Annotated in this window: 18 protein-coding genes; 8 read left to right on the top strand and 10 right to left on the bottom strand. The window is 74.0% G+C overall.

Translation table 11 applies throughout. The annotated features are described in order from the left end of the window. Positions 1 to 10: 10 nt before the first annotated feature. Positions 11 to 760: a GntR family transcriptional regulator gene (locus FGW37_RS25725; RefSeq protein WP_179083220.1), complete on the bottom strand. Its 750-nt coding sequence runs from the start codon at positions 758 to 760 to the stop codon at positions 11 to 13. A gap of 234 nt (positions 761 to 994) precedes the next feature. Here FGW37_RS25725 and FGW37_RS25720 point away from each other — a divergent pair, with 234 nt between their 5' ends. Together FGW37_RS25720 and FGW37_RS25715 are read left to right on the top strand one after the other, a co-directional pair. Further along, entirely contained in the window at positions 995 to 1,624 is a 630-nt protein-coding gene (locus FGW37_RS25720) for a LysE family transporter (RefSeq protein ID WP_179083219.1), read from the top strand. Positions 1,625 to 1,749: 125 nt separating this feature from the next. Next, positions 1,750 to 2,457: a DUF6875 domain-containing protein gene (locus tag FGW37_RS25715; RefSeq protein ID WP_179083218.1), complete on the top strand. Its 708-nt coding sequence runs from the start codon at positions 1,750 to 1,752 to the stop codon at positions 2,455 to 2,457. A 22-nt stretch (positions 2,458 to 2,479) separates the two neighbouring features. Here FGW37_RS25715 and FGW37_RS25710 read toward each other — a convergent pair whose 3' ends face one another. From FGW37_RS25710 to FGW37_RS25700, 3 genes are all read right to left on the bottom strand, one after another. Beyond that, a complete protein-coding gene (locus FGW37_RS25710; protein WP_179083217.1) occupies positions 2,480 to 3,685 on the bottom strand; it encodes a cytochrome P450 family protein in 1,206 nt (401 codons plus the stop codon). Between the two features lie 52 nt (positions 3,686 to 3,737). Then, on the bottom strand, positions 3,738 to 5,591 hold the full coding sequence (locus FGW37_RS25705; protein ID WP_179083216.1) for a coagulation factor 5/8 type domain-containing protein: 1,854 nt from the start codon (positions 5,589 to 5,591) through the stop codon (positions 3,738 to 3,740). Positions 5,592 to 5,709: 118 nt separating this feature from the next. Then, the gene (locus FGW37_RS25700; RefSeq protein ID WP_179083215.1) at positions 5,710 to 6,165 is read right to left on the bottom strand and encodes a guanyl-specific ribonuclease; all 456 of its coding nucleotides are present in this window, start codon (positions 6,163 to 6,165) and stop codon (positions 5,710 to 5,712) included. A gap of 182 nt (positions 6,166 to 6,347) precedes the next feature. On the opposite strand from FGW37_RS25700, the gene FGW37_RS25695 reads away from it, so the two are divergent. The 3 genes from FGW37_RS25695 to FGW37_RS25685 all read left to right on the top strand — a co-directional run bounded on the left by FGW37_RS25695 (position 6,348) and on the right by FGW37_RS25685 (position 7,870). Continuing rightward, the gene (locus FGW37_RS25695; protein WP_179083214.1) at positions 6,348 to 6,974 is read left to right on the top strand and encodes a helix-turn-helix domain-containing protein; all 627 of its coding nucleotides are present in this window, start codon (positions 6,348 to 6,350) and stop codon (positions 6,972 to 6,974) included. Further along, positions 6,971 to 7,132: a DUF6126 family protein gene (locus FGW37_RS25690; protein ID WP_179079117.1), complete on the top strand. Its 162-nt coding sequence runs from the start codon at positions 6,971 to 6,973 to the stop codon at positions 7,130 to 7,132. Before FGW37_RS25695 ends, FGW37_RS25690 begins: the two co-directional genes overlap by 4 nt. Before the next feature lie 78 nt (positions 7,133 to 7,210). After that, complete coding sequence (locus tag FGW37_RS25685) at positions 7,211 to 7,870, top strand: thiaminase II/PqqC family protein (protein WP_179083213.1); 660 nt, start codon at positions 7,211 to 7,213, stop codon at positions 7,868 to 7,870. Between the two features lie 55 nt (positions 7,871 to 7,925). Here FGW37_RS25685 and alc read toward each other — a convergent pair whose 3' ends face one another. Beyond that, entirely contained in the window at positions 7,926 to 9,125 is a 1,200-nt protein-coding gene (gene alc / locus FGW37_RS25680) for an allantoicase (protein ID WP_179083212.1), read from the bottom strand. After that, the gene (allB, locus tag FGW37_RS25675; RefSeq protein WP_179083211.1) at positions 9,122 to 10,468 is read right to left on the bottom strand and encodes an allantoinase AllB; all 1,347 of its coding nucleotides are present in this window, start codon (positions 10,466 to 10,468) and stop codon (positions 9,122 to 9,124) included. Before allB ends, alc begins: the two co-directional genes overlap by 4 nt. Positions 10,469 to 10,624: 156 nt before the next feature. Between allB and FGW37_RS25670 the strand changes: the two genes are divergently transcribed. Next, positions 10,625 to 11,416, top strand: coding sequence for an IclR family transcriptional regulator (locus tag FGW37_RS25670; RefSeq protein ID WP_179083210.1), 792 nt, complete (start codon positions 10,625 to 10,627; stop codon positions 11,414 to 11,416). Positions 11,417 to 11,711: 295 nt separating this feature from the next. Here the strand turns inward: FGW37_RS25670 and FGW37_RS25665 are convergent, their stop codons facing one another. Then, the gene (locus FGW37_RS25665; protein ID WP_246430555.1) at positions 11,712 to 12,002 is read right to left on the bottom strand and encodes a DUF5955 family protein; all 291 of its coding nucleotides are present in this window, start codon (positions 12,000 to 12,002) and stop codon (positions 11,712 to 11,714) included. Between the two features lie 190 nt (positions 12,003 to 12,192). Between FGW37_RS25665 and FGW37_RS25660 the strand changes: the two genes are divergently transcribed. Both FGW37_RS25660 and aceB read left to right on the top strand, forming a co-directional pair. Continuing rightward, the gene (locus FGW37_RS25660) at positions 12,193 to 12,813 is read left to right on the top strand and encodes a nucleotidyltransferase family protein (protein WP_179083208.1); all 621 of its coding nucleotides are present in this window, start codon (positions 12,193 to 12,195) and stop codon (positions 12,811 to 12,813) included. Between the two features lie 121 nt (positions 12,814 to 12,934). Next, the gene (aceB, locus tag FGW37_RS25655; RefSeq protein WP_179083207.1) at positions 12,935 to 14,551 is read left to right on the top strand and encodes a malate synthase A; all 1,617 of its coding nucleotides are present in this window, start codon (positions 12,935 to 12,937) and stop codon (positions 14,549 to 14,551) included. A gap of 22 nt (positions 14,552 to 14,573) precedes the next feature. On the opposite strand, the gene FGW37_RS25650 is transcribed toward aceB, so the two are convergent. The 3 genes from FGW37_RS25650 to FGW37_RS25640 all read right to left on the bottom strand — a co-directional run bounded on the left by FGW37_RS25650 (position 14,574) and on the right by FGW37_RS25640 (position 19,331). Then, positions 14,574 to 16,106: a YfcC family protein gene (locus FGW37_RS25650; RefSeq protein WP_179083206.1), complete on the bottom strand. Its 1,533-nt coding sequence runs from the start codon at positions 16,104 to 16,106 to the stop codon at positions 14,574 to 14,576. A 68-nt stretch (positions 16,107 to 16,174) separates the two neighbouring features. Beyond that, a complete protein-coding gene (locus FGW37_RS25645) occupies positions 16,175 to 17,587 on the bottom strand; it encodes a nucleobase:cation symporter-2 family protein (protein WP_179083205.1) in 1,413 nt (470 codons plus the stop codon). Between the two features lie 298 nt (positions 17,588 to 17,885). After that, positions 17,886 to 19,331: an 8-oxoguanine deaminase gene (locus FGW37_RS25640; RefSeq protein ID WP_179083204.1), complete on the bottom strand. Its 1,446-nt coding sequence runs from the start codon at positions 19,329 to 19,331 to the stop codon at positions 17,886 to 17,888. Positions 19,332 to 19,348: the final 17 nt, after the last annotated feature.

The following is a 19,348-nucleotide window of genomic DNA, read 5'->3' as shown; positions in this document are numbered from 1 at the left end:
GAGCGGGCCGCTACGAGCGGACCAGCAGCTGGAACTCGAAGGAGTAGCGCGAGGCCCGGTAGACGTGCGAGCCGTACTCGACGGCGCGCCCCGTGTCGTCGTACGTCGTCCGCTCCATCGTCAGCAGCGGCGCTCCCTCCGGCTCGGCCAGCCGCTCGCCCTCCTCGGCGGTCGCGGCACGGGCGCCGACCGTCTGCCGGGCGCTGTGCAGCGTGATGCCGGCGGCACGGATGAGGCGGTAGAGGCCGGTCTCCTCCAGGCGGGCGGGGCCGGCGTCGAGGAGGCCCACGGGCAGGTGGTTGCACAGGTGGGCCATGGGCTCGCCGTGCGCGAGGCGCAGCCGCTCGATCCGCAGGACCTCGGTGCCCTCGGGGACGCCGAGGGCGGCGGCGACACCCGCCGTGGCGGCCTCGGTCTCGTGGCGCAGTACCCGGGTGGCGGGGTGCTGGCCCGCGGCTTCGAGGTCGTCGTAGAGGCTGCTGAGCTCCAGGGGGCGCTTGACCTGGCTGTGCAGCACCTGGGTACCGACGCCGCGGCGGCGGATGAGCAGGCCCTTGTCCACCAGCGACTGGATGGCCTGCCGGACGGTGGGCCGGGACAGGCCGAGCCGCGCGGCGAGGTCGATCTCATTGCCGAGCAGGCTGCCGGGGGCGAGCCTGCCCTGCTCGATTGCCGCTTCGAGCTGCTGGGACAGCTGGTAGTAGAGCGGGACGGGGCTGCTGCGGTCCAGGCTGAACTGGAGGGGTGGTTGGTTCGCCACGAAGGGAGCCTAGCCGTGGGACCGGATGACGGGAAGTTCGTAGGTCAGGTTGTCCGGACATGCAACGGTGCGTATCCGGCGTTACCGATACGAGTGACCGCGGCGTCAACCTCATGCCCCTTGCAGGCGTCTTGTGCAATACAGATGTCAGTACTGATGTCACTGGATATCCACTGATTTTCACCTATGCCTCCTACCTCCTACGGGGGCCGGTGAGGGGAGATGGGCTGCGCCGTGGAAGAGCTGGCTCTGGGGGTGGCGCTCGGCTTCAGCGCGGGGATCAGCCCGGGCCCGCTGCTCGCGCTGGTGCTGTCGGGGACCCTGCGCGGCGGGCTCGGCGTCGGGCTGCGGGTGGCGGCCGTGCCGCTGCTCACCGACCTGCCGGTGATCGTGCTGGCCGTGACCGTGCTGGCCGTGCTGCCCAAGCGGGCGATCGCCGGCGGCGGCGTGCTCGGCGGCCTCTTCCTCGCCTGGCTGGCCGTCTCGACCCTGCGCGAGGCCCGTACGGCCGAGGTGCCCGAGGTGAGCGACACCGCGGAGGCCCGGGTCCGCGGCCGGCGGACCCTGTGGCAGGGCGCGCTCGTCAACCTCCTCAGCCCGCACCCGTGGATGTTCTGGCTGACGACGGGGGCGCCGCTGCTCGTGGCCGCCTGGCGCGACGGCCCGCCCGGCGCCGGCGGCTTCCTCTTCGGCTTCTACGGGCTGCTGGTCGGCAGCAAGGCCGCGCTCGCCGTCGTGGTCGCCCGGGCGCGGCACCGGATCGGCACCCGCGGCTACCGGCTGCTGCTCGGCGGCTCGGGCGTACTGCTGCTGGCGGCCTCGGCCGTACTGCTGGTGGAGTTCGGCTCCGCACTGACGGCGTAGCCCGTCTGGTTCCGACAGCAGTCCGATAGAGACGCAAAAGTTCGATTCTGCCCCGATCGCTCAACCTCGGTCCCGGTCCGGTGAGTTTTTCCGACTGACAAGAGACCGTGACGGGGGGACAACCCATGAACCACGGAAACGATCACCGCACCCTCCCGGACGGCGGCGGGGCGGACTCCGGCCTCGCGCGCATCCGGCTCCACGACCAGCGGGAGGCCGCCGAGGAGGAGCTGCTGCGGCCCGTCCACGCATGGATGTCCGAGCACGTCGCCCGGCCCCACCCCGACCTCGGCCGCCGCGGGGCGGTCTGCCCGTTCGTGCCGCTCTCGCAGCGGCTCGGGCTGATCCGCTACGCGCTCGCCGAGCCACCGGTGCGCGACGAGGCCGGGCTCGTGGCCGCCGTCGCCGCGCTCAAGGCGCACTGGCTGGCCATGGAGCCGCGCAGCGGCCCGCACACCATCGACAAGACCATAGTCCTGGTCCTGCCCGGGGTGGCGGCCGCGACGGTGGTCCGCGTCCACGACCGGCTCAAGCCGGAGTTCGTGGCGGAGGGGATGATGCTCGGCGAGTTCTTCCCCGGGCACCCGGGGCCGGGCCTGCACAACCCCGACTTCCGCCCGCTGCACAGCGACACCCCGCTGCTCGTCGCCCGCAGCATGGTCGGCAACGACCTGCCGTTCCTGGCCGAGCAGCGCTACCCGGCCGCGCGGCGCGCCGGATTCGTCGAGTCCTTCCTCAGGCACCAGCCGGGGGCGAGCCCCGGCGCCCGGCAGCGGGCCCGCGCCGAACTGGAGCGCGCCCGCGACGAGCTGGGGCACCCGCCGCCCGCCTGAGGCCGGGGGCGGCCGGGCATCCTCAGAAGCGGACGGGCAGCCGGTGCGGGCCCCTGATGAGGAGCCCCTCGCGCCAGGTGAGGGCGTCCGGGTGGGCGTCCAGGGCGAGATCCGGGCAGCGCTCCAGCAGAGAGCCGATGGCGATCCGGGCCTCCAGGCGGGCCAGCGGGGCGCCGAGGCAGTAGTGGATGCCGTGGCCGAAGGCCACGTGACCGCGGGCGTCGCGGCGGATGTCGAACCGGCCGCCGTCCCGGAAGCGGGCCGGATCGCGGTCGGCGTCGGCCAGCACGGGCAGCACGAGCTCGCCGCCGCCGGGTATGGGCGTGCCGCCGATCTCCACGGGCTCGGTGGTGAAGCGGTACGTGGGGGTCTCCAGCGGCCCGTCGTAGCGCAGCATCTCCTCGACGGCGTTGTCCAGCAGGCCGGGGTCGGCGCGCAGGGCGGCCAGCTGGTCGGGGTGCTGCAAGAGGGCGAGGACGCCGTTCGAGATCAGGTTGGCCGTGGTCTCGTGGCCGGCGACGAGGAGCAGCCACGCCATGCCGAGGAGCTCCTCGGGCGAGAGCCGGTCGCCGTCCTCGTCCGCGGTGCTGATCAGGGCGCTCATCAGGTCGTCACCGGGCTCGTGGCGCTTGGCGGCGATGAGCCCGTTCAGATAGGCGGTGACCTCGCGGGAGACGATCGCCTTCTCCTCGGCCGGCCCCGCACCGACGCCGACGTTCGACCAGTGGCGGAAGGCCTTGCGGTCGAGGGACGGCACGCCGAGCAGGTCGCAGATGACGCCCATGGGCAGCGGGAAGGACAGGGCCTCCACCAGGTCGGCGCGGCGGCCGGGCGCCGCCAGCATGGCGTCGAGCAGCTCGTCCGTCATCTGCTGCACGCGGGGCGCCATCTCCTCGACGCGCCGCGGCGTGAACTCCTTGGCGACGAGCTTGCGCAGCCGGGTGTGGTCCGGTGCGTCCAGGACCAGCATGTTCGGCCCGGCGGAGGCCCGGATCAGGCCGATGTCCGAGGCGGCCTTCGCCCAGTCCTTCGTCAGCCGGGGGTCGTTGAGCGTGGCGCGCACCTCGTCGTAGCCGACGACGAGCCAGGCCTCGGCGCCCTCGGGCATGCGCACGCGGTGTACGGGTCCCTGCTCGCGCAGGCCGGCGTAGACCCGGTGCGGATGCCGGGCGAACTCCTCCCCCAAGGCCTCGAGATCGACGATCGCCCCTGCTTCGGCCGCTCCCATGGCGTCCCCCCTCGCTCCGGAAGATCATCATGGATTGCGGAGAGTGATCGACTCAAGGGCGTTTTCCGGACAGCCGTTCGACTTCCGGCCAGGAGCGGAGGGTGGCGACACGGGCCCGGGCGCCGGCCGGTCCTCCGGTGTCGTTGACGACGTGACGCAGCGTGCAGTCGCCGTCGAGCGAGACGGCGACGAGGCTGTGAAAGCGCACGCCGGGCCTGCGGGGCGCCGCGAAGGCGCGTTCGGCCGCGAGCCCGGGCGCGGCCGTGAAGTGGCAGTAGCTGCCCAGGCCCCAGGCCTCGTGGCGGGTCACGGAGGGGGCGACCCGGTAGGCGGGGTAGCCCGTGGCCCGGCCGTCGCTCCAGGCGGCGCGGCCGGGCGGGTCGTAGGGCAGCTCGTTCTGGAAGAAGTACGTGCGGCCGCCGTCGCCGTTCCACAGCGTCTGGTGCCGCTGGTAATGCTCCACGAACAGGCCGTACATCGTGACGTCCTCGCCGTCGACGACCAGCCCCTCGGCGGCGCTGTTGACGGTCCATCCGACCCCGCGGCCGTGGTCGGCGCGCCACAGCCACAGGTTGTCGCCGATCACGTCCGAGCTGTGCACCGCCAGGCTCCTGACGGCCCGTCCGGGACCGGCGCCGCCGATGCGGAAGAAGACGTCGTGCAGCGAGACGGGGTCGGCGGCGTGGCGGCGCCGGGCACCGGGTGGGCCGATCTCCATCAGCACCGGGGAGGCCGCGCGCCCCGCGTCGACGAGCAGGCCGGCGATGCGGACGCCGTCGACGTCGGCGACGGTCAGGGCGGCGGTGCCCCGGTCGGGCACGAGCGTGGCGAGCCCCAGGCCGAGGACGACGGTGCCGGGGCGGGTGACGCGCAGGGGCCGGTCGAGGTGGTGGACGCCGGGCGTGATCAGCAGGTCCCTGCCCCGCGCGAGCGCTTCGTTGATCCGGGCCGCGCCGGTCCCCGGCCGGACGACGAAGAAGCGGCCGAGCGGGCGGGAGGCGCCGGGCCCGGCCGCCCCGCCGGACCAGGTGGTGCCCCGGACGGCCCTGCGCAGGGCGGGGACGAAGACTTGGTAGGCGCCCGACCGGTCGATGTACAGGAAGGGCTTCTCGCGGACGGCGGGGGTGCGCTCGACGCTGGTGCGGGGCGGGTCGGGGAAGGTCGTCGGCGGGGCGCCCCGCACCCCGGCGAACACCATGTTCCAGATGGCGCCGGACCAGCCGCCGCGGAGCTCGCTGTTGCGCGTGAGCCACTGCTGCTGGGTTCCCGAGAGCACCCGCCCGTCGATCAGCGAGTCGGCGGTGAACCCGCCGCTCGACCAGCCGCCGTCGTCCAGGCGGAGGTCGCCCCGCAGGTGCATACGGCGGTAGGGGGCGGCCTGGGAGACGGCCCAGCGGTCGGCGCCGGAGGCGGGGGTGACGGAGAGGTTCTCGGCGGCGCGCCAGAAGTTCTGCGTCGCGTTGCCCTTGAACCAGTCGGCCTCGGCGTGCACCGCGCCCCTGACCGTGACGTCGTCGGGCCGCAGTCCCAGGCCCGCCACCTGCGTGTAGAAGCCGACGTTGACGTCCACGTCGTAGGTGCCCGGCTTGAACAGCAGCGCCTCGCGGCCGGGCCCGAACTGGGCGCGCTCCTGCCGCCGGAAGACCTCGTCCAGCGTGCGCTGGATCCGCTGCCGGGGCATGGCCGGGTCGAAGACGTGGACCCCGGGCCCGAGGTCGGGGGCGCCGGGTGCACGAGGCGCGGCAGACGCGCCGGGCACGGCAGACGCAGCGGGCAGCGCGGACGCGGCGGGCGCCGCGGGCGGCTGTTCCGGGGCGAGGGCGAGGGCGAGGCAGGCGGTGGCCACGGCGGCGAGGGCGAGGGTGCCGAGCCGGGCTCGGCACCCCGCGGGCCGGGTTCTGGACAAGGGCCGGTGTCTCCTCACACGTCGGTCGACTGCCCGGTGACCGGATCAACTCGTTTTCGAGCGTGAGGAGACGTTTGGTGAGCGGAATCCGCTCGGATGGCGCTGAGGTGACGACCGATCAGCAGCTGAAGTTGATCAGATTGAACGTCGCGTAGTGGTCGCCGGTGTAGTAGTCCTCGTGGTTCCCCTGGCCGGTGACGATGCGGCGGGCACCGCGGTCGGGCGAGCCGGGGGTCTTGACCGTGTACTCGTGGTAGTAGCCCGAGTCGTGCTTGGGCAGCACGCCCTCGCGGTTGGAGAAGACGGTGCCGTCCTTGGGGTACGGGAACGGGCCGCCGGCGTCGATCAGGCGCAGCGTGTCGTGGGCCTGGGACGGCAGGGCCGACTTGCAGATGTCGCCGACGGCCTTCACGGCGGCCGGTGCAGGCGCGGTGGCGGCCACGGGGGCCGCCGGGGCGGCGAGCGGCGCGGCGACGGCAGGGCCGCCGGCGAACAGGGCCGAGGCCAGCGCGGCGAGGACGGCCGTGCGGGCGAAGCGCGAAGGGCGCAGTGTGCGATGGGGGGTTGCCTTCATGAGGCCAGCATGACGCGCGTAGCGGTTGTCATGTCAACGACAACGCCGACAGTTTTCCAGGAGTTAACCGGGGACGCGATCCGGACGGGCGGAATCGTTGCTTCAGAGAGGCGCCGAGCGGGGTCTTTGCCTCAGAGGCAAAACTTTTGCCTTTCAGGCAGGAACGGTCCTATACCGGAAGCATGACACCGCTGCCCGACGAGCCCGCGGCCGACCTGCCCACCGTGGCCCCGCGCCTGCGTGACCTGCGCACCCGCAGTGGGCTGACCCTGGAGGCCGCCGCCGCCCGCGTCGGCCTCTCCCCCGCCCACCTCTCCCGGCTGGAGACCGGCCGGCGGACGCCGTCGCTGCCGATGCTGCTGGCCCTGGCCCGTACCTACGGAACAACGGTATCGGACCTGCTGGGCGAGGCGGCGCCGGAGCGCGATCCCATCGTGCGCGCGAGCCACATGGAGCCGCAGCGGGCCGGGGGCTGGACGTACTGGCGGGCCGGCGGCTCCGGCCGCGCCATGCAGGCCCTGCGCCTGCACGTGCCGCCGGAGGCGGGCGGCCAGGCGGAGCTGGTGCGCATCCATCCGGGCGAGGAGTGGCTGTACGTCACGGGCGGGCGGCTGCGCCTCACCCTGGGCGGGAGCACCCACCTCCTGGACCCGGGCGACGCCGCCCACTTCGACTCGCTCACCCCGCACCGCATCGCCGCCGCGTCGCGCGGCGGGGCCGACCTGCTGTTCATGCACACGCTGCTGCAGAGCGGCGCGACCGAGCTGTGCCTCGGGGGCGCCGCGCCCACTCGGAGGGACATGCCGTGAACGACGCCGTGAACGACGCATCCGCGCACACCGGCAAGCACATGGACGAGGAGGACCGGGCCCCCATGGGGATGACGGTCCGCGTCGTCATCTACCTCGTGGCCGTCCACTTCTTCGCCGGCTTCCTCTTCCTTCTCTTCTATCTCGCCGGAGGGTGAGACCGGGCCCGGGCATGCTCCGGGACTACGATCGCGGGAGGCAGCACGCGGACCGTCCCGGGACAGGAAGGCGGAGCGATGACCCGTACGGCCCAGGAAGTACTGGCGGACGCGGTGCGGGGGCTCGCCCCCGGCGAGGGCGCCAACCGGCTCGTCCCGCTGATCGCCGCCGGCGAGGCCCCGCGCGAAGTGATCGCCGCGTTCGCCCTGGAGCAGCATCACGTCATCGCCGCCGACCGGCGCAGCTTCGCGCACCTCGCCGGGCGCGCGGCGGGGGATCCGGCCGCGGCCCGGTTCTTCGCGTCCCTCGCCCAGGGGGAGGACCTCGCCCTGCCCCTGCTGGGGCCGCTGGCGCTCGCGTGCAGGCTGGACGAGGAGGCCGTCCGTTCCCACGAGCCGCGCCCGGGCTGCCAGGCCTACCCGTCGTACGTGGCCTGGCTCGCGCTCAACGCCGAGCCCGTGGACGTGGTGGTCGCCCTGACCGCCAACTTCGCGGCGTGGGGCGGCTACTGCGCCGCCGTCGGTGCGGCCCTGCGCGAGCACTACGGCTTCGACAACCCCGCGTGCGGCTTCTTCGACTTCTTCGCCGGTCCCGCCCCCGAGGTGGAGGAGCGGTCCGTCGAGGCCGTGGAGGCCGGCCTGGCGGGCGGGCGGCTGTCCGAGCCGCTGGCCCACCGTTACGGACGGCTGCTCCAGGCCTACGAGTTGATGTTCTGGGACGGACTCGCTGCACGGTGAAACCATGCCCGCAGCCCGGGCAATGCGGCCGTGGTGGAAGGCGGGACGGCCCTGTTCATGAGCCGTCCGCTGTGAGGCCCTTGAGGCTCTCCCCGTTCAGGCTGCGCGCCCCCGCCTCCGTCAGCGAGCCGTGGACGCGCAGCCGTGCCACGCCCCCGTCCGGGTGGATGTCCACGCGCACGTGGGTCGCCACCGGGGCGCCGTCCAGGGGGAACCGGTGCACCGCGTCGGGCTGGAGGCGGGTGCGGGGCACGATCACCGTCCAGCCGGTGGAGCCGCCGGCAGGGTCGGCGCCGGAGGCCGGGTCGGCGCCGGAGGCCGCGTCGAGGACGGACACCTCCGCCCAGCCCGCGGCATTGCCCTTGTAGCAGCCGGTGTCGATCTCCACGGCGCGCAGCACGGCCTGCCCGGCGAGGCGGTAGCGGACCCAGTCGTGTCCCCGGTCGCGGCGGCGGCGCGTCTCCCAGCCGTCGTCCATCTTCCGCGAACGGCCCGGCAGGACGGTGTTGAGCGGGGAGGAGTAGAAGCGGTCCGAGGCATCCTCGGGGCGCCCGCCGTTCTCCAGCGCGGCGAGGTCATAGGTGCCGAGGGCGGCGAGCCAGGCCGGGTCGGGGCGCACCTCGCCGTGCACCCGCAGCCGCGCGATGCCGCCGTCGGGGTACTGGCACAGCCTCAGGTGGGTGAAGCGCTTCTCGGAGCCGACGGCGAAGCCGTTGGCCGCGTGGCCGCCGACGGGCGTGCGCGGCACGAGGACCGTCCACTCGACGTCGTCGGCGAGGAGTTCGCCCGGCGAGGGCGTGCCCGGGAGTCCGGCGGCCTCGACGGAGACGGCCTGCGGGTGGTTGCCGCGGAAGTGAGCGGTGTCGACGACGATGCCGCGGATCACGCCGGGCGCGCCGAGGCGGATCAGCGCCCAGTCGTGGTCGTCGTCCGCGGGGTGCGGCCGGCCGGCGTCCGGCCCGCGCCGGCGGCGGGTCTCCCAGCCGTCCATGACCTTGCCCTTGTGGCCGAAGAGGGCGGGGTCGAAGTGCGCGGGGGCGGGGGTGAGGAGGTTCTCGCGGTCGGCGAAGAACTCGTCGTTGGCGGCGACGACGCTGCCGCCGAGGCGGCGGTCGGCGAGGTCGGGCAGGGAGGTGAAGGGGAGGTCCGCGGTGCGGTAGTCGGCGTACGGGTCCCCGCCCGCGTACGGTGCGGCGCCGCCCGCGAAGGAGGGTATGCCGGTGCCGCCGGGGCTGCCGTCCGGTGTGCTCGTCATGCGCTGCGCTGCCTTTCGAGGAGGAGGCCGGCGGGCCGCTCGGCGAGGGCGCCGTCGTGGGCGATCCTGCGGCCGCGCAGCCAGGTGGACCGCACGACGCCGTGGAGGGTCTTCCCGGCGTAGGCGGTGACGTGGTTGCGGTGGTGGAGTGCGCCCGGGTCGACCGTGAAGGCGGCCTCGGGGGCGAGGACGGTGAAGTCCGCGTCGCGGCCCGGCTCGACGGCTCCCTTGCGGTGCAGGCCGGCGAGGGCCGCGGGGCCGGTGGACATCCAGCGGGCGACGTCGCCCAGGGTGTGCCCGCGGCGGCGGGCCGCGGTCCAGACGGCGGGGAGGCCGAGCTGCAGGGACGCGATGCCGCCCCAGGCGGTGCCGAAGTCGGGGACCTTGAGGTCGGTGGTGCAGGGTGAGTGGTCGGAGACGACGCAGTCGATCGTGCCGTCGGCCAGGGCCGCCCACAGCGCGTCCTGGTTGGCGGCCTCGCGGATGGGCGGGCAGCACTTGAACTCGGTGGCCCCGTCGGGGACTTCCTCGGCCGTCAGCGTCAGGAAGTGCGGGCAGGTCTCGGCGGTGACCGCGACGCCCTCCGCCTTCGCCGCGGCGATCACCGGAAGGGCGTCGGAGGACGACAGGTGCAGGATGTGCACGCGGGTGCCCAGGCGCCGGGAGATGGCGACGAGGCGGGCGACGGCCTCGTTCTCCGCGGCGCGGGGGCGGGAGGCGAGGAAGTCGGCGTAGCGCGGGCCGCCGCGCTGCGGGGCGCGCTCCAGGTGGGCGGGGTCCTCGGCGTGCACGATCAGCAGGCCGTCCAGCCCGGCGACGCGCGCCGCGACCGCCTCCAGGTCGCCGGGGCCGAGGGCGGGGAACTCCTCGACGCCCGACGGCGACAGGAACGCCTTGAAGCCGAAGACGCCCGCGTCGTGCAGGGGGCGCAGGTCGCCCGTGTTCCCCGGCACGGCGCCGCCCCAGAAGCCGACGTCCACATGGGCGCTGGGGCGCGCCACGTCCTGCTTCACCCGCAGGTGGGCGACGGTGGTGGTGGGCGGGATGCTGTTGAGCGGCATGTCGAGGAGCGTGGTGACGCCGCCGGCCGCGGCGGCGCGCGTGGCCGTCCGGAAGCCCTCCCAGGCGGTGCGGCCCGGGTCGTTCACGTGCACGTGGGTGTCCACGAGGCCGGGGAGCAGGGCGTCGTCGCCCAGGTCCGCCACGGCGGCCCCCGGGGGCGGCTGCGCTTCGTACGGGCGGACCGCGGTGATCGTGCCGCCGGCGACGGCGACCGAGGCCGGGCGGGTGCCCTCCGGCGTGACGACGCGCGTCGAGCGCAGCACCAGGTCCTCCGTGGACACGCCGGCCACGTCCCCTCCCGGAAATTCAACGTTCTGTTGAACGACGGTGGGGGCAGTCTTCTGTCGCTCCCCTCACCCGTCAAGACCTCCGGGGGCGGAGGGGGGCCGCGGGAGCCCGGTAGGCTGCTCCCACCCCGTACCCGAAAGGACCCGCCCGTGCCCCCGTCCGCCGAGCCCCGCACCCCCGCCCCCAGCGGAGGCGTCCAGTCCCTGGAGCGCGCCTTCGACCTGCTGGAGCGGATGGCCGACGCGGGCGGCGAGGTCGGGCTGAGCGAGCTGGCCACGAGCAGCGGGCTGCCGCTGCCGACCATCCACCGGCTGATGCGCACGCTGGTCGCCTGCGGCTACGTCCGCCAGCAGCCGAACCGGCGGTACGCGCTCGGGCCGCGGCTCATCCGCCTCGGCGAGAGCGCCTCCCGCCTCCTCGGCACATGGGCGCGCCCCCACCTGGCGCGGCTGGTCGAGGAGACCGGCGAGACGGCGAACATGGCGCTGCTCGACGGCGACGAGGTCGTCTACGTGGCCCAGGTGCCCTCGCGGCACTCGGTGCGGATGTTCACCGAGGTCGGGCGGCGCGTGCTGCCGCACACCACCGGCGTGGGCAAGGCCCTGCTGGCGCAGAGCGCCGACGAGGAGGTGCGCTCGATCCTCGCCCGCACGGGGATGCCGGCCGCCACCGAGAAGACCATCACCACGCCCGAGGGCTTCCTGGAGGCGCTCGGGCGCGTCCGCGAGAACGGCTTCGCCGTGGACGACAACGAGCAGGAGATCGGCGTGCGGTGCCTGGCGGTGCCGGTGCCGGACTCCCCCACGACGGCGGCCATCTCCATCTCCGGCCCGGCGGGCCGCGTCACGGACGCGGCGACGGAGCGCATCGTCCCCCTCCTGAAGGAGGTCGCGGCGGCCCTGTCGACGGACCTCGCCGGAGCGAGCACCGGGCTCGCTTGACCCGCGTGCCCGCCGAGGGCACCTGACGGCGACTGACCGCCGCGCCCGCACACCGGGCCGTGGCAACGACGGCAGGCCTGCGGCTTGGCGCCGTCGCGACCGAAGAGCAGCGCCGAGCATCGACCACCGAAGCAGTTGCCCATCCCGAGCGCCCGGCTCAACAATCTCCCGCCGTCGCGGCGCGCCACCACAACGGCGGAGTTCGGCGGTGCCGCGCCCACGGCAAGCGCGGCGTCGCCGGAGCGGCCGGTTGTGGCTGAGTGCCGGGCCGGTCGCTCCTCCCGTCGTCGCGGTGCTACGTGCCGTCTCTCGGTGGGGGGACGCCGGCGTCCGGTGCGGGTGGTGCGAAGCGGTCCACCGCTTCTCTGAGGTCCGACAGGGTCGGCGACAGTGCGCTCACCGAGCCCACCGCCCCTGCGACCAGCAGCAGCGAGCGTCGCAGGCGCGAGATCTCCGGGTCGCCGGCCCGGGCCATCGCGTCGAGCGCCGCCAGCTCGTCCTCCGCGGCGTCGCGGTCGGGTAACGGCGCGGGGTGGCCCGCGAGCGCCCGGCGGAGCCGGGAGACCGCTCCCCGCAGCTCGCTCACCCTCGGATCTCCGGCCACTACGGCGCCTTCCGCCACGGCACTCCCCCTCCCACGCGCTCGCGCGGATCAGTTAACGCCACTTTCCGTACAGAGCGCCATACGCACAGCGAAATGAAGTCCGGAGGTCGCACGCACGGGTGATGGGCGGTCGCCCGTCGCACCGCCGTCAGCGATGCGATATGCAGGGGCCATGACACCCTCCTCACCCCCGGTCGCCGGGCTGCTGCTCGCCGCGGGCGGCGGACGGCGCCTGGGCGGGCGCCCCAAGGCCCTGCTCACGCTGCACGGCCGCCCGCTCGTGGAGCACGCGGCACGGGCCCTGCACGACGGCGGCTGCGCACCGGTGTACGTGGTGCTGGGCGCGGCGGCCGCGGAAGTGCGCGTACACGCCGGCCTCACCCACTGCACCTTGGTGGACAACCCCGACTGGCCGGACGGCATGGGCTCGTCGCTCCGGGCGGGCCTCGCGGCGGTCACCGCCTCGGACGCGGGGGCCGTGCTCGTCACCCTCGTCGATCAGCCGCGCGTCGGCGCCGCGGCGGTGTCCCGCGTGCTGGCCGCGCACCGCTCGGGCGCGCAGCTCGCCGCGGCCTCGTACGGCGGCGAGCGCGGCCACCCGGTGCTGTTCGCGCGCCCGCACTGGCAGGGCGTGGCCCGCGCGGCGTCCGGTGACCGCGGCGCCCGCACGTACCTGCGCGAGCACGCCGCGGCCGTGACGCTCGTGGAGTGCGGGGACGTCGCGGGGCCGGAGGACGTCGACACCCCGGTGGACCTGAGGCTGCTGGGCCGAGGCGGGCCGCCGATGGGCTGAGGCGGCCCGCTCAAAACCGCCGTCCGGCAACACCGCCCCACCCCCGCCCCATTGAACTTCCACTATGAGGAAACTAGCCTCCGGAAACACACACCACTGTCGCAGAGGGAGTGACCCACCCATGTCCGCACCAGCTCCGTCCTCCCCGGCCACCGTCACCGCCCGGCACCTGGAGCGGCAGGAGGAGGTCCTCACGGAGCCCGCGCTCGCCTTCGTCGCCGAGCTGCACCGCCGCTTCACGCCCCGCCGCGACGAACTCCTCGCCCGCCGGGCGGAGCGCCGTGCCGAGATCGCCCGCACCGGCACGCTCGACTTCCTCGCCGGGACCCGCGCCGTCCGCGAGGACTCCACCTGGCGCGTCGCCCCCGCGCCGCCCGCCCTGGAGGACCGCCGGGTGGAGATCACGGGTCCGACGGACCGCAAGATGACGGTCAACGCCCTCAACTCCGGCGCCCGCGTATGGCTCGCGGACTTCGAGGACGCCTCCGCGCCCACGTGGGAGAACGTCGTCCTGGGCCAGCTCAACCTGATCGACGCGTTCGAGCGGCGCATCGACTTCACCGACGCCCGGGGCAAGGCGTACGCGCTGCGGCCCGCCGGGGAGCTCGCGACCGTCGTCGTCCGCCCGCGCGGCTGGCACCTGGACGAGCGCCACGTCACCGTGGACGGCCGCCCCGTGCCGGGCGCCCTGGTCGACTTCGGCCTGTACTTCTTCCACAACGCCCACCGCCTGCTCGGCCTCGGCAAGGGCCCGTACTTCTACCTCCCCAAGACCGAGTCGCACCTGGAGGCCCGCCTGTGGAACGACGTCTTCGTCTTCGCCCAGGAGTACGCGGGCCTGCCGCGGGGGACCGTCCGCGCCACCGTGCTGATCGAGACGATCACCGCCGCGTACGAGATGGAGGAGATCCTCTACGAACTCCGCGACCACGCCTCGGGCCTCAACGCCGGCCGCTGGGACTACCTCTTCTCCCTCATCAAGAACTTCCGTGACGGCGGCGCCCGGTTCGTGCTGCCCGACCGCAACGCCGTGACGATGACGGCCCCGTTCATGCGCGCCTACACCGATCTCCTGGTGCGCACGTGCCACCGGCGCGGCGCGCACGCGATCGGCGGGATGGCCGCGTTCATCCCCTCGCGCAAGGACCCGGCGGTCAACGAGGCCGCGTTCGAGAAGGTCCGGGCCGACAAGGACCGCGAGGCGCGGGACGGCTTCGACGGCTCGTGGGTCGCCCACCCCGACCTCGTACCCGTCGCCCGCGCCTCCTTCGACGCCGTCCTCGGCGACCGCCCGCACCAGAAGGACCTGCTGCGCGAGGACGTCCGTGTGACGGCCGATCAGCTCATCGCCGTGGACTCGCTCGACGCCCGTCCGACCTTCGCGGGCCTGCGCAACGCCGTGGCCGTCGGCACCCGCTACATCGAGGCGTGGCTGCGCGGCCTGGGCGCCGTCGCCATCTTCAACCTGATGGAGGACGCGGCCACCGCCGAGATCTCGCGCTCGCAGATCTGGCAGTGGACCGCGGCCGGCGTCGTCCTCGACAACGGCGAGAAGGTCACGGCCGGGCTCGTCCGCGCGGTCGCCGCCGAGGAGCTCGCCGCGATCCGCGAGGGGGAGGGCGAGGAGGCGTTCGCGGCCGGCAAGTGGCAGCAGGCCCACGACCTGCTGCTGAAGGTCGCCCTGGACGAGGACTACGCGGAGTTCCTCACCCTGCCCGCGTACGAGCTGCTGGACTGAGGGCGCCGAGGCCACCGGGGCCTCACATCACGGCGCCCAGCGCGACGAAGCCGCAGATCAGCACCGACAGGAGCACCAGCAGCGGCCAGACGAAGCGCAAGTACTTGTCGTAGCCGACCTTCGCCAGCGCCACCCCGCCCATGATGACGGCGGTCGTCGGCACCCACAGGTTCATCACGCCGCTCGCCGACTGCCAGGCCGTGACCACCACGGAGCGCGGGACGCCCGCGAAGTCGGCGAGCGGGGCGAGGACGGGCATGGCGAGGGTGGCGTGGCCGGAGGTCGAGGGGATGAGGAAGGCCAGCGGGAGGTTGACGACGTAGACGAGGATCGCGAAGACCACGGCGGGCGTGCCGGAGACGGTGCTCTCGACGGTGTGCAGCACCGTGTCGATGATCTTCGCGTTCGTCATCACCACCGTGACGCCGCGGGCGAGGACGATGACCAGGGCGGGGGCGATGAAGTCGGCCGCGCCTTGCACGATCGTGGCGCTCAGCCGCTGTTCGCCCAGCCGGGCCAGCAGCCCGATCAGCACGGCGGCGACGATGAACAGCGCCGCAAGCTGGGCGAAGGACCAGCCCAGCTCCCACGCGTACGGGGTGGCGTCGGCCTCGCCGGTCAGGGCGCTCGCCCAGGGGATCACCGAGAAGATCATGAAGGCGAAGACCAGGGCCACCGCCACGAGCACGGCCTTCTGCAGCCCCGTCAGCTCCGGCGGCTCCGCGGCGGCCTCCGCCGCCAGCTCCCGGTCCCCCGGCAGAAAGCCTGTCAGGGAGCGGTCGGGGGCGGTGCGCACCCGGTGCGCGTACCGCAGGACGTAGCCGATGGTGACGGCCGTCAGGACGATCCACATGGTGAAGCGCAGGGCGATGCCGTCGCCCAGCGAGACATCGGCGGCCGAGGAGGCCACGCCCGTGGAGAAGGGGTTGACGGTCGAGGCGAGCACGCCGACGCCCGCGCCGAGGATGATCGTGCCGGTGGCGACCATCCGGTCGTAGCCGAGCGCGAGCATGAGGGGCACGATCAGCCCGTAGAAGCCGAGGGTCTCCTCGGCGAAGCCCTCGACGGTGCCCAGGAGCGAGAAGACGGTCATGACGCCGGCGATCAGCAGGGCGCCGCGGGTACGCAGCCGGTGGGCGAGGCGTTCGATGCCGCGGTCCAGGGCTCCGGTGGCGAAGACGACGGTGATGAACGCGCCGATCGCGAGGACGAAGAGGAAGACGCCGGCGCTGCCGTAGAGCGCGCCGACCGCGTCGGGGGCCACCTCGCCGGTGGCGGTGTCGCGGATGCCGTAGAGGCCGTTGGCGGGGGCGAGGAAGAGGTCGCCGAGCCGGTGCACGAAGCCGCCGGGCGCGGCCTCGTGGTGGTAGGTGCCCTGAATCGGGCGGCCCTCGGCGTTGCGCCTGTAGGTGCCGGCGGGGATGACGAAGGTCAGGATCCAGACGGCGATCGTCACGGCCGCGAGGACGGTCAGCGCGCTGGGGAAGACGAAGCCGCGGCGCCCGCCCGGCGCTTCGGGGCCGCCGGGTGCTGCGTCCTCGGCTTCCGCGTCCACGACGGAACCCCTCTCCGCACTGAGGGTGGTCAATTTGACCTTATTGTCGCGAAACGCGGTGCCGGGTCCTAGTCGCCACGCACGGGTGACGGTGACGGTGACGGCTCCAGTGGCGGCTCCGGTGACTTCTCGTCATGCCGACGCCTCCCCAGGTGGTTGAAGGCGAGGTTGAGCACCACCGCGGTCAGACAGCCCGCGCTCACCCCCGAGTCCAGGAGCGTCCGCAGCGTCTCGGGGACGCCGGCGCCGTCGTAGAACGTCCGCGAGACCACCGGTATCGTGCCGACGCCCAGCGAGGCCGCCGCCACCAGCAGGTTGTCCCCCTTGTCGAGGCCGGCGCCCAGCAGGACCTGGATGCCGCTTACCGCCACCGTGCCGAACAGCACGATCCCCGCCCCGCCGAGTACCGGCCGCGGCACGACCGCGATGAGCGAGGCGAAGGCGGGACTCAGACCGAGCAGGACGAACATGGCCCCGCACGTGGCGACCACGAAGCGGCTGCGCACCCGGGTGATCGCCACCAGGCCGATGTTCTGCGCGAACGCGCTGTTGGCGAAGCCGTTGAAGAATGGGCTGACGGCGGTGCCGAGCGTGTCCGCGCGCAGGCCGCGCGCTATCGTCCGCTCGTCCGCCGGACGGCCCACCACCTGGCCGAGCGCCAGCATGTCGGCGGTGCTCTCCGTCATGCACACCAGCATGAGCACGCACATCGACACGATCGCCGAGAGCGTGAACTGCGGGGCCCCGAAGTGGAACGGCGACGGGAAACCGACGAGGCGGGCGTGCGCGGCGGGCCCGAAGTCGACCGCCCCCATGGGGACGGCGATCAGCGTGCCCGCGGCCAGCCCCAGCAGGATCGCGATCTGCCGCAGGAACCCCCGCAGCACGCGGCGCAGCACGAGGACGATCACGAGGGTGGCCGCGGCCAGGCCGAGCCCGGTCGGCGTGGCGGGCCGGCCCGGGTCGCCGCCCTGGATCCAGCCGAAGGCCACCGGCAGGAGGGTGAGGCCTATCAGCGTGATGACGGTGCCGCTCACCAGCGGCGGGAAGAAGCGCACGAGCTTGCAGAACCAGGGTGCCAGGACGAAGCCCAGGGCCCCGGCCACCATCACGGCGCCGAAGATGACGGGCAGGGCGTCCCTCTTGTCGGCCTGGGCGTCGGCCACGGCGATCATGGGCGCGACGCCGGCGAACGAGACCCCGTTGACGAAGGGCATCCGTGCCCCGACCTTCCAGAACCCGATGGTCTGGAGCAAGGTCGCTATGCCCGCCGTGAAGAGGGCCGCGCCGACGAGGAAGGTCGTCTGGAGCGGGGAGAGCCCGAGGTACGCGCCGAGGACGAGCGGTGGCGCGACGACGCCGGCGTAGCTGGCGGCGACGTGCTGCAGCCCACCGGCGAGCAGCCGCCCCGGCCGGAGCACCTCGTCGACGGGGTGAACGGCACCCTCGGTGCAGGTGGCCTCGGCTTTGTCTACGGCCACGACGTGCCTCCTTCGCTCGCGTTTGCGGCGGGCTGAGTTGCCCCCGTCCGGGCCCTTGGCTCCGCCGCCACGGCACGCCGCGCAGCCACGAACCCGGCGGTGCCGTACGAGCCCGAGGCGGGCTCGGCACCGCCGGACACCACCGCGGTGGCCGATCGCCGTCGCGGCGGAGGGGAGGGTGCGAACCCGCCCCCTCCACCGGCCGGGGCAAGGGCCGGACCAGGCCCTTGGATCCGCCGCCACGGCGGAGGTCGGCGACCGCGGGCCCGGCCGAGGGCCGTCCCCCTCGGCCGGGGGTTCAGGGGGCGGCGGCGATCCGGGCCAGGCGGCGGGACTGCTCGCGCGCCCCGCGGGCCACCTCGTCCTCGTCGACGGTCACGAGCCGGCCGTTCTCGACCACGGGCCGGCCGTTGACGAGGGACAGGGTGACGGGCGCGGGGGCGCCGAGGACGAGCGCGGCGACGGGGTCGGCGATGCTCGAGTGGCCGAGCCCGTCGAGCTTCCACAGCACCAGGTCGGCGAGCTTGCCGGGTTCCAGCGAGCCGATCCCGTCCGCCCGGCCGAGGACCTGCGCGCCGCCGTACGTGCCGAGCCGCAGGGCCTGACGGACGTTCAGGGCCTTCTCCCCGCCGGCGAGCCGGTGGACGAGCAGGGCGTTGCGCAGTTCGGTGTGCAGCTCGCCGGACTCGTTGGAGGCGGTGCCGTCGACGCCGAGGCCGACGGGGACGCCGGCGCGCAGCAGGTCGGGCACGCGGGCGGTGCCGGCCGCGATCCGGGCGTTGGAGGATGGGCAGTGGGCGACCCCCGTGCCGGTGCGGGCGAAGGCCGCGATGTCGGCGTCGTTCATGTGGATGCAGTGAGCCATCCACACGTCCTCGCCGAGCCAGCCCGTGGACTCGAAGTAGTCCGTCGGGCCCATGCCGAACTTCTCCTTGCAGTACTGCTCCTCCTCGACGGTCTCGGAGCCGTGCGTGTGCAGGCGCACGCCCTTGCGGCGGGCGAGCGCGGCGGCTTCGCGCAGCAGCTCGGTGGTGACGGAGAAGGGCGAGCACGGCGCGACGCCGATGCGCAGCATGGAGTCGAAGGCGGGGTCGTGGTGGGTGTCGACGGCCTCCTCGGTGGCGGCGAGCGCGGCCTCGGTGGTCTCGACGGCGAAGTCGGGCGGCAGCCCGCCGTCGGAGGCGCCGAGGTCCATCGAGCCGCGCGTGGGGTGGAAGCGGACGCCCGTCTCGCGGGCCGCGCGGATCTCGGCGCCGAGGAGGTCACCGGCGCCCTTGGGGAAGACGTAGTGGTGGTCCATCGCGGTGGTGACGCCGCCGCGGACCATCATCGCGAGGGAGCCGCGCGCGGCCGCGTACACCATGGGTTCGTCGATGCGGGCCCAGGTGGGGTAGAGGGCGACGAGCCAGTCGAAGAGGTTGCAGTCCTGGGCGAGGCCGCGGGTGAGCCACTGGTAGAAGTGGTGGTGGGTGTTGACCAGGCCGGGGGTGGCCAGGTGGCCGGTGCCGTCGACGCGCCGGACGACGCCGGTGAGGCCCTCGGGCGCGGGCCCGGGGCCCACGGTTTCGATACGGTTGCCGGCGACGACGACGTGGCCCGAGGCGTGCTCGGTGTCGTCGGCGTCGACGGTGGCGATCGCGCAGTTCTCGATGACGATGCGCTCGGTGGCGCGGTGCGCGGTGACGTGGTGCGCGGTGACGTGGTGCGTGGTGCCGTCGGCTGTTCCTGCGGGGGGTGCGGCCACGGGGAGTCCTCGCTGTC

It is taken from the genome of Streptomyces rectiverticillatus (assembly GCF_013394065.1).
GTDB lineage: Bacteria > Actinomycetota > Actinomycetes > Streptomycetales > Streptomycetaceae > Streptomyces > Streptomyces rectiverticillatus.
Note: the sequence above shows the minus strand (reverse complement) of the source record. Positions and strands in the feature narration are given on the sequence as shown.

Excerpts from the sequence above, each read along its gene's own strand:
- FGW37_RS25660 (WP_179083208.1), top strand. The coding sequence starts at position 12,193 with ATGACACCCTCCTCACCCCCGGTCGCCGGGCTGCTGCTCGCCGCGGGC.
- FGW37_RS25685 (WP_179083213.1), top strand. The coding sequence starts at position 7,211 with ATGACCCGTACGGCCCAGGAAGTACTGGCGGACGCGGTGCGGGGGCTC.
- FGW37_RS25715 (WP_179083218.1), top strand. The coding sequence starts at position 1,750 with ATGAACCACGGAAACGATCACCGCACCCTCCCGGACGGCGGCGGGGCG.
- FGW37_RS25710 (WP_179083217.1), bottom strand. The coding sequence starts at position 3,685 with ATGGGAGCGGCCGAAGCAGGGGCGATCGTCGATCTCGAGGCCTTGGGG.
- aceB (WP_179083207.1), top strand. The coding sequence starts at position 12,935 with ATGTCCGCACCAGCTCCGTCCTCCCCGGCCACCGTCACCGCCCGGCAC.
- FGW37_RS25700 (WP_179083215.1), bottom strand. The coding sequence starts at position 6,165 with ATGAAGGCAACCCCCCATCGCACACTGCGCCCTTCGCGCTTCGCCCGC.
- alc (WP_179083212.1), bottom strand. The coding sequence starts at position 9,125 with ATGACGAGCACACCGGACGGCAGCCCCGGCGGCACCGGCATACCCTCC.
- FGW37_RS25695 (WP_179083214.1), top strand. The coding sequence starts at position 6,348 with ATGACACCGCTGCCCGACGAGCCCGCGGCCGACCTGCCCACCGTGGCC.